Raw genomic sequence first — 13,601 nt, 5'->3', positions numbered from 1 at the left:
GGCAGGAAATCTTCCTAGGATGAGCATGCATGACGGGACAACTTCCGTCCAGAGTTGAAATCCGCGAGGAATGCGTCGGTCGCCACGCGCGCGCATCGAGGCGCGCGCGCCGCCGATGCGGTACCTTCCGTGTCATGCAGGATCCCGTGGACTCGAGGCTCGTGGCAGAGGTGTCCCGCGACGCGCGCGCCACCCTGGCGCAGCTTGCGGCGCACGTGGGGCTGTCGACCTCCGCGGTCCAGGCGCGCCTCAAGCGCCTCGAGGCGAGCGGCGTCATCGCCGGCTACCGCGCGCTGGTGAGCCCCGAGGCGCTCGGCCGCCCGCTGTCGGCGTTCATCGAGATCACTCCGCTCGACCCCGCGCAGGCCGACGACGTCCCGCAGCTGGTCGAGCACCTCACCGCCGTCGAGGCCTGCCACTCGATCGCGGGGGATGCGAGCTACATGCTGTTCGTCCGCGTCCCCACGCCGCCCGACCTCGAGGCGCTCATCCGTGACATCCGGCAGGCGGTGCCCGTCAACACGCGCACCACGGTGGTGCTCCAGACCTTCTACGAGAACAGGCCCCTGGTCCCGGCGGAGGAGTCGTAGCGTCCGACGCGGCCGCGTCGCTGTCGTCGAACCGGGACGTCGCGCCGTAGAATGCTCACGCACGCGCGACCACGCAGGGCCGTCGCGGGTGCACGCCGCCGTCCGCGTGGATGGACCGGGAAGCCGCCGATCGAGCGCGCACCGTCCGCCAGCCGCGCGTAGAGATCGAGTCCCGGCGCGCGAGAGGACGGGCGTCCCTGCCTGGGAGAGCGTGCCGCGTACGCGTCACGGAGTCGAGTAGGAGCCGTAGTGTCAGGAACTGGGCAGCGCCGGACCGGCCGCACCCGTACCGCCGGGGCCAACCAGCGACGCCGCACGTCGCGGCCCACCGAGAAGGGCCTGATCCCGCTCCTCGCGGGCATCGCGCGCGAGGTGGACCGCGCGGTCCAGAAGCCGCCGACCAAGGGCACCACCCGCACCAAGTACCAGGTGGTCGCCCTGCTGGTGCGCGAGGAGCGTGCGAGCGTCAAGACCGACGACACGCTGTCGGCCTCGAAGCGTGAGGAGGAGCTCAAGCGCCTCGACGGCCTCGCGACCATCCTCGCGAAGATCGCCGCCCGCGACACGTCGCTGCTGTCCCTGCTCGCCGAGGATGCGCGGGTGTCCGACGCCGCACGCAACTACAAGGCGACCGTGCTGAAGGCCGCGGGCCGCGAGGTGCCCGACGAGCCGGAGCCGCCGGCCCCCATCACGCCGCCGCCGGGCGCGGAGAAGCGCGTGGTGCCGCAGTCGGCGATCTCCTACCAGCTTGCGAACCCCTTCCTCGCGCCCGACTTCGCGGCCGCGCAGGAGCGCGCCGTGCAGCCGCGTCGCCTGGCCGGCTGGGAGCTGCTCGAGCCGCTGTTCCGCTCGTTCGAGCACGACACGTCGGGGGTGCGCGCGTGCATGGAGCTGCCCGAGCCCGCCGCCCTCGCGCAGTCGCGGGCGCGCCCGCCGCTCGGTCGCACCCTGATGCCGCACCAGGCGCAGGTGGTCGCGGCCGCCGCGCAGGGGCACCGGACCTTCCTGCTCGCCGACGAGCCGGGCCTGGGCAAGACCGCGCAGGCGCTGCTCGCGGCGGAGGCCGCCGATGCCTTCCCGCTGCTCGTGGTGGTGCCCAACGTGGTCAAGACCAACTGGGCGCACGAGGTCGACCTGTGGATCCCGCATCGTCGCGCGACCGTGGTCCACGGCGACGGCGACCAGGTCGACGCGTTCGCCGACGTGGTGGTGGTGAACTACGAGATCCTCGACCGCCACGTGGGATGGTTCGGGGACCTGGGCTTCCGCGGCATGGTGGTCGACGAGGCCCACTTCATCAAGAACAAGGGCTCGCAGCGCTCGCAGCACGTCCTCGCGCTGTCGGAGCGCATCCGCGAGCGTCAGGCACGGCCGCTGCTCATGGCGCTCACGGGCACCCCGCTCATCAACGACATCGAGGACTTCCGCGCGATCTGGGAGCTGCTCGGCTGGATCGACGACGAACGCCCCATCGGCGCGCTCATGCAGGCGCTCGAGGACACCGGGCTGACCCCGGCGGACCGTCGCTTCAGCGCCGCCGCGCGCGGCGCGGTGATCGAGCGGGGCATCGTGCGCCGGCGCAAGGTCGATGTCGCGGCGGACATCCCCGCACGCCGGGTCGCGGATCTGCCGGTCGAGCTCGACGGCCCCGTGGGCCGCTCCATCCGTGCCGCGGAGGCCGCCCTCGCGGCCCGCATGGTCGAGCAGTACCACCGCGCCGTCGCGGCGCGTGGGGACGATGCGGTCGAGGGCATCGATCTCGAGCTCGCCCGGCGCATCGCGACGTCCGAGCTCAAGGACTCCGATGAGAAGGCCACCGGGGAGAACGTCTTCACCATGGTCCGGAGGATCGGCCAGGCGAAGGCGACGCTCGCCGCCGACTACGCCGCGCAGCTCGCGCGGAACGTGGGCAAGGTCGTCTTCTTCGCCAAGCACATCGACGTGATGGACACCGCCGAGCAGCTGTTCGCCGACCGCGGCATCCGGTACGCCTCGATCCGTGGAGACCAGTCCCGCACCGCGCGCGACAAGAACGTCAAGGCCTTCACCGAGGACCCTGACGTGCAGGTCGTCGTGTGCTCGCTCATGGCCGCAGGCGTGGGCCTCAACCTCCAGGTGGCGTCCAACCTGGTTCTCGCGGAGCTGTCCTGGACCGATGCCGAGCAGACGCAGGCGATCGACCGCATCCACCGCATCGGCCAGTCCGAGCCAGTGACGGCCTGGCGCATCATCGCGGCGCAGACCATCGACGCGAAGATCGCCGAGCTCATCGACTCGAAGGCGGGCCTTGCCGCCGCCGCGCTCGACGGCGTCGACGTCGAGGAGGGGTCGACGTCGACCGACGTCCAGCTCGACGCGCTGATCGCGCTGCTCCTGGATGCGCTCGAGGCGGAGGGGATCGGCTGACGCCAGAGGTCCCGCGCCGCCGTGGACGAGTCGCGAGAGGATCGGGCCGTGGCTGACACGGGGACCGAGCTGGCGGGCACCGCCGCGCTGCAGCGACGCACCATGCGCGTGCTCGCCGTCACACAGGTGGTCGGCATGATCGGCGTCGGCGTGGCGCCGTCCATCGGCGTGCTCCTGGCCGGGGACGTCACGAACAGCGAGGCGTGGGGCGGGCTCGCACGGACCGCGAGCACGCTGGGCGCAGCGCTCCTGGGCCTCCCGCTCGGCATCCTCGCCGCCCGCCACGGACGTCGTTTCGCCCTCGCCGCCGGCTGGTGGACGGCGGCGCTCGGGAGCGCGATCCTGGTCGCTGCGGCACAGCTCTCCGCGGTGCTGCCGCTGTTCGTCGGCCTCCTGCTCATCGGGGCGGGCTCGGCCGCGGGCCTGCAGTCGCGCTTCGCGGCGACCGACCTCGCCGAGCCCCACCATCGCGCCCGTGCGCTCTCGCTCATCGTCTGGATCGGCACCTTGGGCTCGGTCCTGGGTCCCAACCTGGGCGCGCCCGGAGAGGTGGTGAGCGACGCGACGGGTCTCACCGTCTACGCGAGCGCCTTCCTCATCGCCGCGGTGTGCCTCGCGCTCGCCGGGGCGATCGTGTTCGTCTGGTTGCGGCCCGACCCGCTGCTGGCGAGCCCCACCCGCCTCCACGCCGATGCCGACCCGACGCGCGCATCGTCCGTCCGTGAGCGGCTCGCGCGTCTCGGGGAGGCCGTGCGGTCGAGCGCCGCCGCGCGCTACGCGGTGATCGCGGTGCTGACGTCGCAGGCGGTGATGGTCGCCGTGATGACGATGACGCCCGTGCACATCGTGCATCACGGTGGATCGCTCACCGTCGTCGGCATCACCATCAGCCTCCACGTCGCGGGCATGTACGCGCTCGCGCCCGTGGTGGGCGCGCTCGTGGACCTCCGCGGGCATCGGCTCACCATCGGGATCGGCATCGCGATCCTGGCCGTGTCGCTGCTGCTCGGGGCGACCCTCTCGACGAGCATGCGCTGGACCACGGTGTCGCTCATCCTGCTCGGGGTGGGGTGGTCGTTCGTCAACGTCGCGGGTTCCGCGCTGTTCAGCTCGTCGATCGCGTCCGAGTCCCGCGCCTCCGCGCAGGGAGCGCTCGACGCCTCGTCGAACCTCACCGGCGCCGCCACGGCCTTCCTCGCGGGGCCCCTCCTGGCGGCATCGGGGTTCGCGATGCTCTCGTGGGTGTCGCTCGTCGTGCTCGTGCCGCTCGCAGTGCTGACCGCATACCGCTCGCATACCTCGCCCCGGTAGCCCGGACCGTGCGCGCACCGTGAATCCCCACGCTGCGCCGCATGGAAGGAGCTCATCATGCCCAAGACAGCCGCGGTCGGCCTCGCCGCCGCACTCCTCTCACTCGCGCTCGCCAGTCCCGCCGTGGCCCGCCCCGATGTCGTCGACGAGTCGGTCCTCGTCCCCGCGTTGAGCGGCTCGTTCGCCCCATGGTCATGCCACCTCACGCCGCACGGCACCGTCTGCGCGGGAGAGCGGCGCCTCCACTACGACTGGACCCTCGACGATGAGCCCGGGTGCGACGTCCCCGTCTACAACCGGCGGACCGAGCAGCGTCACCAGATCCGCTACTACGACCAGGACAACCTCAACGACTTCCGACGGTTCCGCACCCACGACATCGACGAGTACGCGCTGACCGACGATGGACCCGCGACGGTGAGCATCCGGACCGATGTGAGGTGGACGGAAGACTTCGCGGTGCCGGGTGACGACGCGACCTTGTCGTACGTGGCGGACGGCGTCCACTGGAAGATCCAGGGGGCGAACGGTGCCATCGTCTACATGGTCGTCGGGCGGATGGTGACGCCGTACGGCGGCGACACGACGTTCACCGGCCATGTCACCCAGGACGGCGTGACCACGCGCTACGTCGACGCGTCGTTCGACGACTTCTTCGACGAGGACTGGTTCTTCTCGACCATCTGCGAGGTCGCGACCGGCGCACGGTGACGCCATCGGTTCGACCCGGGCATCCGTGATGCGCGCGGGCTGAGCGGCGCCGCGAGCGATGCGCGCTAGGTTGGCGGTCATGACGTCCCTGGTGAGCCGCGTGCCTCTGCCGGCCGCCTCGCTGGGCCGCGATGCGCTCGGCGCCGCGGTGGTCGCCGTGGCGATCGCGGTGCTCGCGGTCGGCGATGGCGGGGTGGCCGAGCTGGCGACCCTGTCGACGCTCGCGGGACTCGTGGCGTGCCTCGCGCTGGTGTGGCGCCGCGCGGCCTCGGTCGCCGTCCTGCTCGCGTGCGCGCTCCTGTTCGCCGTCCCGACCATCCTCACCGGCGAGGTCGCCTCCGCGCTCATCCCGCTCGTGGCGGCGCTCTACACCGTGGTGTCGCGGGTCGCGCGGATCCCGGTGGGCCTCGCGGTCGGCGCCGCGGGAGTGGTGGGGGTCGCGGGTGTGCTCGCGGTCGGGTCCGAGCGCGCCGTCACGGATCCCGTGGTCGTCTCGGCGGAGATCTGGATGGCCCTGGTCGCCGCCGTGGGCGTGGCGACCAACCTCTACCGTCGCTCGGTGGCACACGAGCGCGAGCGGGCGCGCCAGGCCGAGGAGACGCGCGAGGCCGTCGCACGTGGCCGCGTCGCCGAGGAGCGGCTGAGGATTGCGCGCGAGCTGCACGATGCGGTGGGGCACCACGTCGCGGTGATGAACGTCCAGGCCGGCGTCGCGGAGGCGCTGATCGACACGGACCCGGCCCGCGCATCGGAGGCGCTCGTGCGCGTGCAGGAGGCGGGTGCGCGGGTGCTCGAGGAGCTTCCCGTCATGCTGCGCGTGCTGCGTCAGGACGAGGAGGACGTCCGGCCGACCGCCGGCGTCGCGTCGCTCGCAGACCTGGTCGCGCAGGCCGCCGACGCGGGCCTCGAGGTCGCGTTCTCGGCCGCGGACGTGCCCGACGTCCTGCCGGCCGCCACGGATCACGCCGCCTACCGCATCGTCCAGGAGGCGCTGGCCAACGCGCGCCGCTACGGCACGGGCGAGGCGCGCGTCAAGGTGGCCCTGCGCGACGGTGCGTTGGCGATCGACGTGAGGAACGCGGTCGACGACGCGCGGCCCGGGGGGCAGGGCTCAGGGTTGGGCCTGGTAGGGATGGCGGAGCGCGTCGACGCGGCGGGTGGCGGGCTCGCGGCGGGGCGGCAAGGGGACGAGTTCGTGGTGCATGCCACGCTGCCGGTACGGAAGGGGACCTCATCATGACGGTGCGCGTGGTCGTCGTGGACGATCAGGAGCTGATCCGAGGCGGGTTCGTCGCGATCATCGGGACAGCCGAGGACATCGAGGTGGTCGGCGAGGCCTCCGACGGTGCCGAGGCGCTCGAGGTCATCCGTCGCGAGAGGCCGGATGTGGTCCTCATGGACATCCGCATGTCTGGGACCGACGGGCTCGAGGCCACGGAGGCGATCGCGGCGGACCCGACGCTCGGGGACGTGCGCATCGTGGTCCTCACCACGTTCGAGGAGGACCAGTACGTGCTGCGCGCGCTCCGCGGTGGTGCGAGCGGGTTCCTGGGCAAGAGCGTCCGTCCGGCCGAGCTGCTCGGCGCGATCCGCACGGTCGCGGCCGGCGACGAGCTCCTGTCCGCAGCCGCGACGCGCGCCGTCATCGCCCACGTGGCCGAGGACCGCCCGCAGCCGTCCGTCGAGGGCGACGTCTTCCGTCACCTGACGGAGCGTGAGCGCGAGGTGGTGCTCCTGGTCGCGCAGGGGCTCACCAACGACCAGATCGCGAAGCAGCTGTGGGTCAGCCCGCTCACGGCGAAGACGCATGTCAACCGCGCCATGACCAAGATCGGGGCGCGCGATCGCGCGCAGCTCGTGGTGGCCGCGTATCAGGCGGGGCTCGCGGGCGCCTGATCCGGGAGGGTCGTGGCGCGCAGCAGCGGCAGCACCACGTCGTCGACGATCCCCTCGAGATCAGGCTCCATGCCGGAGCCGTAGACGAACAGCATCTCGTGGCGCAGCAGCGCGAGGATCGCGGCCGTGACGCGGGGCGGCACCGCGGCCGGGCCCAGCTCGCCCGCGGCCCGTGCCCTCACGAGGATGCCGTCGAGCCAGGCCTCGAACTGGGAAAGGACCAGGGTGGATACCCGGGTCACCGTCGCATCGTCGACCTCGCCGATGACGCCGCGGAACGTGGTGACGCCCTGACGTCCCATCCGTTCCATCACGCCGCGCATGAGCCGGATCAGGTCCTCGCGCAGCGGTCCGTCGAGCGGCGCCGGGGGCACGGAGAAGCGGGTGCTGACGATCGCGTCGACCACCATGTCGGCGCGGTTGGAGAAGCGCCGGTAGAGCACGGGCTTGCTGGTGCCCGCGCGGCGCGCGACGCCCTCGAAGGTCACCCCCTGGTAGCCGCGCTCGTGCAGCTCCTCGAGCGTCGCCTCGCGGATCGCGTCGAGGAGCTCGCCTGCGCGCCGCCTGCGCGCGGGGGCCTCGGGCATGGTGCCTCCTCGTTCATGGACCGTCGCGGATCGGTTGACACCCTATCGTCGCGCTAAGATACGGTACGTATCGTATCTTGTCCCGCTTCCGAGAGGTGCCTTCATGTCCGCAACCGACAACCCGCGCGAGAGCTGGAGGCCCGTCGTGGGCCTGGCGCTCGGCCTCGCGCTGCTCATCAGCACGATGCTCATCGCCTTCGGCCTGCCCGCCGTCAACTCCGCGCCGCGCGACCTCCCGATCGCGGTCGCCGGCCCGACCGGGGCGACGGAGCAGCTGGCGGGTGCGCTCGAGTCCGCCCAGCCCGGTGCGTTCGACGTCACGGTGGTCGAGTCGGCCGACGCCGCCGAGGCGCTCATCCGCGACCGTGAGGTGTACGGCGCCTTCATCGTGGGCGCGGACGGCCTCACCCTCGACGTCGCGAGCGCGGCGAGCCCGACCGTCTCGGCAGCCCTCGCCCAGGTGGGGCAGGGGATCGCCTCCCAGCAGGGCGCGACCGTGACGGTGGAGGACGTGGTCCCCACGACGGACGAGGATCCGCGGGGGATCGGCCTGTCCGCCGGTGCGCTGCCCATCGCGCTCGGCGGCTTCATCGCCGGGGTGGCGACCACGCAGCTCATCCGCGGTACCGGCCGCCGCCTGGCCGTGATGGGGCTGTTCGCCGTGGTCGCGGGCCTCGCCATGGTGTCGATCCTGCAGCTCTGGTTCGGGACCTTCGCGGGCGACTTCTGGTCGACGGCGGCCGCAGCGATGCTCGGCATCCTCGCGACGGGGATGACGGTGCTCGGCCTCGAGAGCCTGCTCGGCCGGCCGGGGATCGTGCTGGGCGCTGTCCTCGTCGTGCTCCTCGGCAACCCGCTCTCGGGTGTCACCTCCGCTCCCGAGATGCTCCCCCAGCCGTGGGGCGCGCTCGGTCAGCTGCTGCCTCCTGGCGCGACGGGCACGCTGCTGCGCAACGTCGCGTTCTTCGACGGTGCCGCGACGCTCGGCCCGGTGCTGGTCCTGCTCGGGTGGACCGCGCTCGGAGCGCTGCTCCTCGCGATCAGCGGCGTCCGCTCGCGGCGCGCCGAGGCCGTCGCCTCCTAGGCTCGCCGGGCGCGCACTCTCGGCAAACTCTCGGATTCCTCCCGGTCCGCTCCCTGATCCGGGGAGTGAGGTGAAGGTGAGAGAACCGAGCGAGGAGACGACGATGACCGATGCGCTGCTGCCCCCGACCGAGTCCGAGATCACCCTGGCGGAGCCCGAGGTGCGGCCCTACCGCCGCTCCCGGCTGCGACGCACCGCCTTCGCCGCGGGCGCCTCGGTGCTCGTGCTCGGGGGCGTGGTCGCGGCTGCCCACCTCACCAGCGCCGACACGGACACCGCCGATGCGGTGGCGCTCCAGAGCGGCACCGCGGAGGGCTCGGGCGCCTCGAGCGCCCTCGGCGGCGTCCCGTCGACGGGCGAGGGCACGGTGCCGGGCCGGACCATGCCGAGCGACCCGTACGGATCCTGGGGCGGCTCGTCGCTCGGCGGGGGCACCGCGACCTGGCCGGGCGAGGCCTCGTCCTCCACGCAGGAGGAGGCGGCCGCCGCATCGTCCTCGGAGTCCACGGGCGTGGTGCTCATCGACACCGAGCTCGGCTACGCGAGCGCGGAGGCCGCCGGCACCGGCATGATCCTCACGAGCGACGGGCTGGTGCTGACCAACAACCACGTGGTCGAGGACTCGACCGCGATCACCGTCACGGACCCCTCGACGGGCGAGAGCTACACGGCGACGGTGCTGGGCACCGACGCCGAGGACGACGTCGCGCTCCTCCAGCTCGAGGGCGCCTCCGGGCTCACCACCGTCACGCTCGACGATGACGGCGTCGAGGTCGGCGACGCCGTCACCGCGGTGGGCAACGCGTCCGGCGGCGGCATCCTCATGGCAGCGGACGGCGACCTCACCGCGGTCGACTCCTCGGTCACCACCTCCTCCGAGTACACGGTCGCCGGTGAGACTCTCACGGGCATGATCGAGTTCTCCGCGGACGTCGTGTCCGGCGACTCGGGCGGGGCGCTGCTCGACGACGAGGGAGAGGTTGTCGGCATGACCACCGCCGCCTCCAGCGGCCTCGCGACCACCATCGCGTACGCGGTCCCCATCGAGGACGCGCTCGCGATCGTCGCGCAGATCCAGGCCGGCGACGAGTCCGACGGCGTGGTGCTCGGCTACCCGGCCTTCCTGGGTGTCGGGCTCGCACGCGAGAGCGGGCTGAGCCTCGTCCCGGGGACGAGCACGGGAGCCTCGACCTCCGGCGTCGAGATCGGCTACGTGTACCCCGCCACCCCCGCGGCCGACGCCGGCCTGGTCGCGGGCGACACGGTCACCGCGGTCGACGGCAGCGCCGTCACGAGCGGGACCGCCCTGTCCGACGCCATCGCGGCCCACGATCCCGGCGACTCGATCTCGCTGACCTGGACCGATGCGAGCGGCACGAGCCAGAGCGCGACGGTGACGCTCATCGCGGGGCCGGCGGCCTGATGAGGACCTGGGGCGGGCGGCGCGACGCGCCGCCCGCTTCGCGGCTGGGCGCTCAGGCCCCGATCACGCACCACCCGTGGGAGGGGAGCAGGACCGTGGTGGCGTGGTCGACCAGGGTGCCGTGGCCCGCGAGGACCTCGCGCGAACCCGAGGGGAGCGGGCACCCGACGTCGCCGTCGGAGGTGGACAGCGCGACCGCGAGCCGCCGGTCGCCGTCCGTGCAGACGTAGACGATCGTCTCGTTGGCCACGTGGGTCACCTCGACCCGGGCGCGGTGGAGCCATGCGTGGCGGCGCCGCAGGCCCAGGAGCTGGCGGTGCAGCGCGAGGATCGCCGCGGCATCCGGGTCGAGCGGCCCCGGCTGGTCGGGGAACACCGGCCGCACGGCGTCGTCCCCGCCCGCGCGGTCCTCCTTGACGCCGGTGAGGCCCAGCTCGTCGCCGGAGTAGACCGCCGGGGTCCCCGGGAGCGTCGCGAGCAGCACGGTCGCATGGGCGAGGTGGCGGCGGTCCGTGAGCCGCGAGGCGATCCGCGTGACGTCGTGGTTGCCCACGAAGGTGAACGGGACGAACGACGCGAGCATCGCATCATGGCGGCCGAGCGCGTGCGCGAGCTCGTGGAGGTTGCGGTCGTTGAGGCTCGACCACACCGCCTTCCACAGCTCGTACTGCGTGACGGCGTCGAGCCCGCCGTCCGCGACGAAGCCCGCATAGTCGCCGTGGATCACCTCGCCCATGAGGTAGGCGTCGGGGTGGGTCGCGCGCACGCGACGCGAGACCTCGGCCCAGAACGATGCGGGCACGGCGTAGGCCGCGTCGAGCCGCCACGCATCGACGCCGCGGTCGAGCCAGTACGTCATGACCTGGACCACGTGGTCCACCACGGCGGGAGAGGAGTGGTCGAGCGCGACCAGGTGGCGGTGGCCCTCGAAGTCGTCGTAGTCGGGCTCGATGCCCGGGGTCCAGGCCTCGGCGCCGCCTGGCCACCGCAGGCGGAACCAGCCGGCGGTGGGTGCGCTCGGGCCCTCGGCGAGCACCGCCGCGAAGGCGGGATGCGAGCGGCCCACGTGGTTGAAGACCCCGTCGAGCATCACGCGAACGCCGCGCTCATGCGCCTCGGCGATGAGCGCGGCGAGGTCGGCCTCGTCGCCCAGGCGAGGGTCGATGCGGAGGTGGTCGACCGTGTCGTAGCCGTGGCTCTCCGAGTCGAACACCGGGCCGAGCAGCAGTCCCGATGCGCCGAGCCCGACCAGGTGGTCGAGCCACGCGGCCAGGTGGGGGAGGCGATGACGGGCCGGCGCATCGGGCGCCTGCGCGAGACCCTCCGCTCCCGTGAATCCGAGCGGATAGGCGTGCCACCAGATCGCGTGAGCGACCCAGCCCGGCTCATGCGTGGCGGAGGTCATGTCCTCACGCTAGCGACCGTCGCGGACCAGGGGCGTCACGCATGCACGGCGCCCCGCCCGGGTGGCGGCATGCTTGACCCATGACGTCACGCCCCGGTGCGGCCGCCGCGCCGCTGCTCGTGCTGCTGGGCCTGGCCTGCCAGGAGGTCGGCGCCTCGATCGCCGTGCTGCTGTTCCCGCGCGTGGGGCCGGTGGGCATGGTCGCGCTCCGCCTGCTCTTCTCGGCGCTGGTGCTGCTCGCGATCGCCGCCCGATCCTTGCGGGGCGTCGATGTGCGGCACTGGCGGATCATGCTGGGCTACGGGCTCGCGCTCGGGCTGATGAACGTGCTGTTCTACCTGTCGCTCGAGCGGATCCCGCTGGGCATCGCGGTCACCATCGAGGTGCTCGGTCCGCTGACGCTCAGCGTGGTCGAGAGCCGCACGCTGCGCGGGCTCGTCTGGGCGGTGACCGCCGGGGTGGGCGTCGCGCTCCTGGGAGGGACCGCGCACGGCCTGGACCTGGTGGGCGTGGCCTTCGCGGCGGGTGCGGGCGCGCTGTGGGCGGTCTACATCCTCATGGCACGATCCGCCGGAGCGGCCCTGCCCGGGCTCTCGGGCATCGCGATCGCCACGTCGCTCGGTGCGCTGCTCACGGTGCCCGTCGCGCTCGCGACGGTCGGCAGCGTGCTGGTCACGCCGTCGGTGCTCGCGCTCGGCTTCGCGGTGGCGGTGCTGTCCTCGGCCATCCCGTACGGCATCGAGCTGACCGCTTTGCGTCGGCTCCGCGCCGAGACGTTCGCCGTGCTCATGGCACTCGCTCCGGCGGTGGCGGCGCTCACGGGTCTCGTGGTGCTGGACCAGGCGCTCACGTGGACGGTCGCGCTCGGCATCGTCATGGTGACGGTCGCGGGCGTCGGCGCGGTGCGGACCGCGCCCGTGCATCGTGAGGCGGGTCCCGACGCGGAGCCCGCCATGCCGCCGTCGCCCACCTGAGCGCCCGCCGTAGCCCTCCCGCTCGCGTATCGGCGCGGGCAGGCGTCCAATGGAGGGTGCGGCTCTCGCGGGGGAGCCGGATGGGGAGGTGTCGACATGCGTATCACTCGAGGGATCCCGACGGCGCTCGTCGCCGCGTGGGCCGGGCTCGCGCTGGCCGCGTGCAGCTCGGACCCGGACCCGGACGCGAGCGACGGGGCGAGCCCCGGCGCGACGATGGCGGCGGAGGAGTCCGTGCCCGACGTGTCGGGCATCGTCGACGAGGCTCGCACCGCCACGGGGTGCGAGGCCTGGGCAGGCGGCCGGGTCGCGGGGGAAGGCGTCCTCGCGGGCTGGGCGTACACGTGCGATGTGGACGGGGACGGCGTGGTGGAGACGACGCTGTCCGTCTACTCCTCGGGCGACGCGCTCGAGAACGACCTCGCGAACGTCGAGGCGGCCGATGCGACGGCGGCCATCATCAAGGGCGACGAGGTGATCATCGCGACGAACGATCCCGACCACCTCGCAGCGCTCGGCGGGATGGGAGAGGTGGTGCGCGAGCTCGGTTCCTGAGCAGGGGGCGGACCGAGGTCCCGGTCACCCCAGGGTGGGGCGAGGACTACGATGTTTCGGTTCTCTTGATAGTCCCCCCTACACAAAGGAATAACATGCGCATCAACCACGGTGTGAAGGTGGCGCTCGTCGCCGCGACGGCCGGACTCATGCTCGCGGCCTGCAGCTCCGACTCGGATGCCGACGCGACCGCGACCGCGACCGCCATGGCCGAGGCCGGCCCGGACGTCTCCGCCATCGCGGAGAACATCAACACGCTCACGGGATGCGAGGCCTTCGGCGGCTCGTGGGCGGGCGGCAAGGTCGCCGGCGAGGGCGTCATCGCCGGCTGGGAGTTCACGTGCGACGTGGACGGCGACGGCGTGGTCGAGACCACGGTCGCGATCTACGACGCCACCACCATGCAGGAGGCCGACCTCCCCAACATCGAGGCGGCGTCCGACACCACCGGCGTGCTCACGGGCGAGTACTTCACCGTGTCCACCTCGGACACCTCGCACTTCGCGTCGATCGCCAACGACGACGTCACGGTGGTCCGCGAGGTCACCGTCGCGGAGTAGCCCGCGCCGCCTCCACGGGGCCCCCGCGCCGTGCCGAGCCCACCAGCTCGCCACGGACCGGGGGCCTCGTGCGTCCCCGGCATCGTCCGCCGCGCCTCG

Annotated in this window: 13 protein-coding genes; 11 read left to right on the top strand and 2 right to left on the bottom strand. The window is 72.8% G+C overall.

Going from position 1 to position 13,601, the window contains the following annotated elements; genetic code table 11:
• The first annotated feature begins 134 nt into the window (after positions 1-134).
• The 6 genes from AOM00_RS02830 (at position 135) to AOM00_RS02805 (ending at position 6,914) form a co-directional block, all read left to right on the top strand.
• The gene (locus AOM00_RS02830) at positions 135-590 is read left to right on the top strand and encodes an Lrp/AsnC family transcriptional regulator (protein WP_062516364.1); all 456 of its coding nucleotides are present in this window, start codon (positions 135-137) and stop codon (positions 588-590) included.
• A gap of 249 nt (positions 591-839) precedes the next feature.
• Positions 840-2,996: a DEAD/DEAH box helicase gene (locus AOM00_RS02825; RefSeq protein WP_062516363.1), complete on the top strand. Its 2,157-nt coding sequence runs from the start codon at positions 840-842 to the stop codon at positions 2,994-2,996.
• Positions 2,997-3,044: 48 nt separating this feature from the next.
• Complete coding sequence (locus AOM00_RS02820) at positions 3,045-4,307, top strand: MFS transporter (RefSeq protein WP_228373386.1); 1,263 nt, start codon at positions 3,045-3,047, stop codon at positions 4,305-4,307.
• A 57-nt stretch (positions 4,308-4,364) separates the two neighbouring features.
• Positions 4,365-5,018: a hypothetical protein gene (locus tag AOM00_RS02815; RefSeq protein ID WP_062516362.1), complete on the top strand. Its 654-nt coding sequence runs from the start codon at positions 4,365-4,367 to the stop codon at positions 5,016-5,018.
• Between the two features lie 79 nt (positions 5,019-5,097).
• Positions 5,098-6,258, top strand: a complete 1,161-nt coding sequence (locus AOM00_RS02810) for a sensor histidine kinase (RefSeq protein ID WP_062516361.1) — start codon at positions 5,098-5,100, stop codon at positions 6,256-6,258.
• Positions 6,255-6,914 carry a response regulator transcription factor gene (locus tag AOM00_RS02805; protein ID WP_062516360.1) on the top strand — a complete coding sequence of 220 codons (660 nt, stop codon included), beginning with the start codon at positions 6,255-6,257 and terminating at the stop codon, positions 6,912-6,914. Before AOM00_RS02810 ends, AOM00_RS02805 begins: the two co-directional genes overlap by 4 nt.
• On the opposite strand, the gene AOM00_RS02800 is transcribed toward AOM00_RS02805, so the two are convergent.
• On the bottom strand, positions 6,890-7,501 hold the full coding sequence (locus tag AOM00_RS02800; protein WP_062516359.1) for a TetR/AcrR family transcriptional regulator: 612 nt from the start codon (positions 7,499-7,501) through the stop codon (positions 6,890-6,892). The two genes, AOM00_RS02805 and AOM00_RS02800, sit on opposite strands and share 25 nt — an antisense overlap.
• Positions 7,502-7,604: 103 nt before the next feature.
• On the opposite strand from AOM00_RS02800, the gene AOM00_RS02795 reads away from it, so the two are divergent.
• Positions 7,605-8,585 (top strand): ABC transporter permease, encoded by a 981-nt coding sequence (locus AOM00_RS02795; RefSeq protein ID WP_062516358.1) that lies wholly within the window; start codon positions 7,605-7,607, stop codon positions 8,583-8,585.
• A gap of 103 nt (positions 8,586-8,688) precedes the next feature.
• Positions 8,689-10,008 carry a S1C family serine protease gene (locus tag AOM00_RS02790; protein ID WP_062516357.1) on the top strand — a complete coding sequence of 440 codons (1,320 nt, stop codon included), beginning with the start codon at positions 8,689-8,691 and terminating at the stop codon, positions 10,006-10,008.
• Between the two features lie 52 nt (positions 10,009-10,060).
• Here the strand turns inward: AOM00_RS02790 and AOM00_RS02785 are convergent, their stop codons facing one another.
• Complete coding sequence (locus tag AOM00_RS02785) at positions 10,061-11,413, bottom strand: alpha-amylase family glycosyl hydrolase (RefSeq protein WP_062516356.1); 1,353 nt, start codon at positions 11,411-11,413, stop codon at positions 10,061-10,063.
• Between the two features lie 80 nt (positions 11,414-11,493).
• On the opposite strand from AOM00_RS02785, the gene AOM00_RS02780 reads away from it, so the two are divergent.
• The 3 genes from AOM00_RS02780 to AOM00_RS02770 all read left to right on the top strand — a co-directional run bounded on the left by AOM00_RS02780 (position 11,494) and on the right by AOM00_RS02770 (position 13,502).
• Complete coding sequence (locus tag AOM00_RS02780; protein WP_082096472.1) at positions 11,494-12,387, top strand: EamA family transporter; 894 nt, start codon at positions 11,494-11,496, stop codon at positions 12,385-12,387.
• 96 nt (positions 12,388-12,483) lie between these two features.
• Positions 12,484-12,942 carry a hypothetical protein gene (locus AOM00_RS02775; RefSeq protein WP_062516355.1) on the top strand — a complete coding sequence of 153 codons (459 nt, stop codon included), beginning with the start codon at positions 12,484-12,486 and terminating at the stop codon, positions 12,940-12,942.
• Positions 12,943-13,037: 95 nt separating this feature from the next.
• The gene (locus tag AOM00_RS02770) at positions 13,038-13,502 is read left to right on the top strand and encodes a hypothetical protein (protein WP_062516354.1); all 465 of its coding nucleotides are present in this window, start codon (positions 13,038-13,040) and stop codon (positions 13,500-13,502) included.
• The last annotated feature ends 99 nt before the right edge of the window (positions 13,503-13,601 follow it).

Source organism: Demequina gelatinilytica (genome assembly GCF_000971115.1).
In the GTDB taxonomy this organism is placed as follows: Bacteria; Actinomycetota; Actinomycetes; order Actinomycetales; family Demequinaceae; genus Demequina; species Demequina gelatinilytica.
Note: the sequence above shows the minus strand (reverse complement) of the source record. Positions and strands in the feature narration are given on the sequence as shown.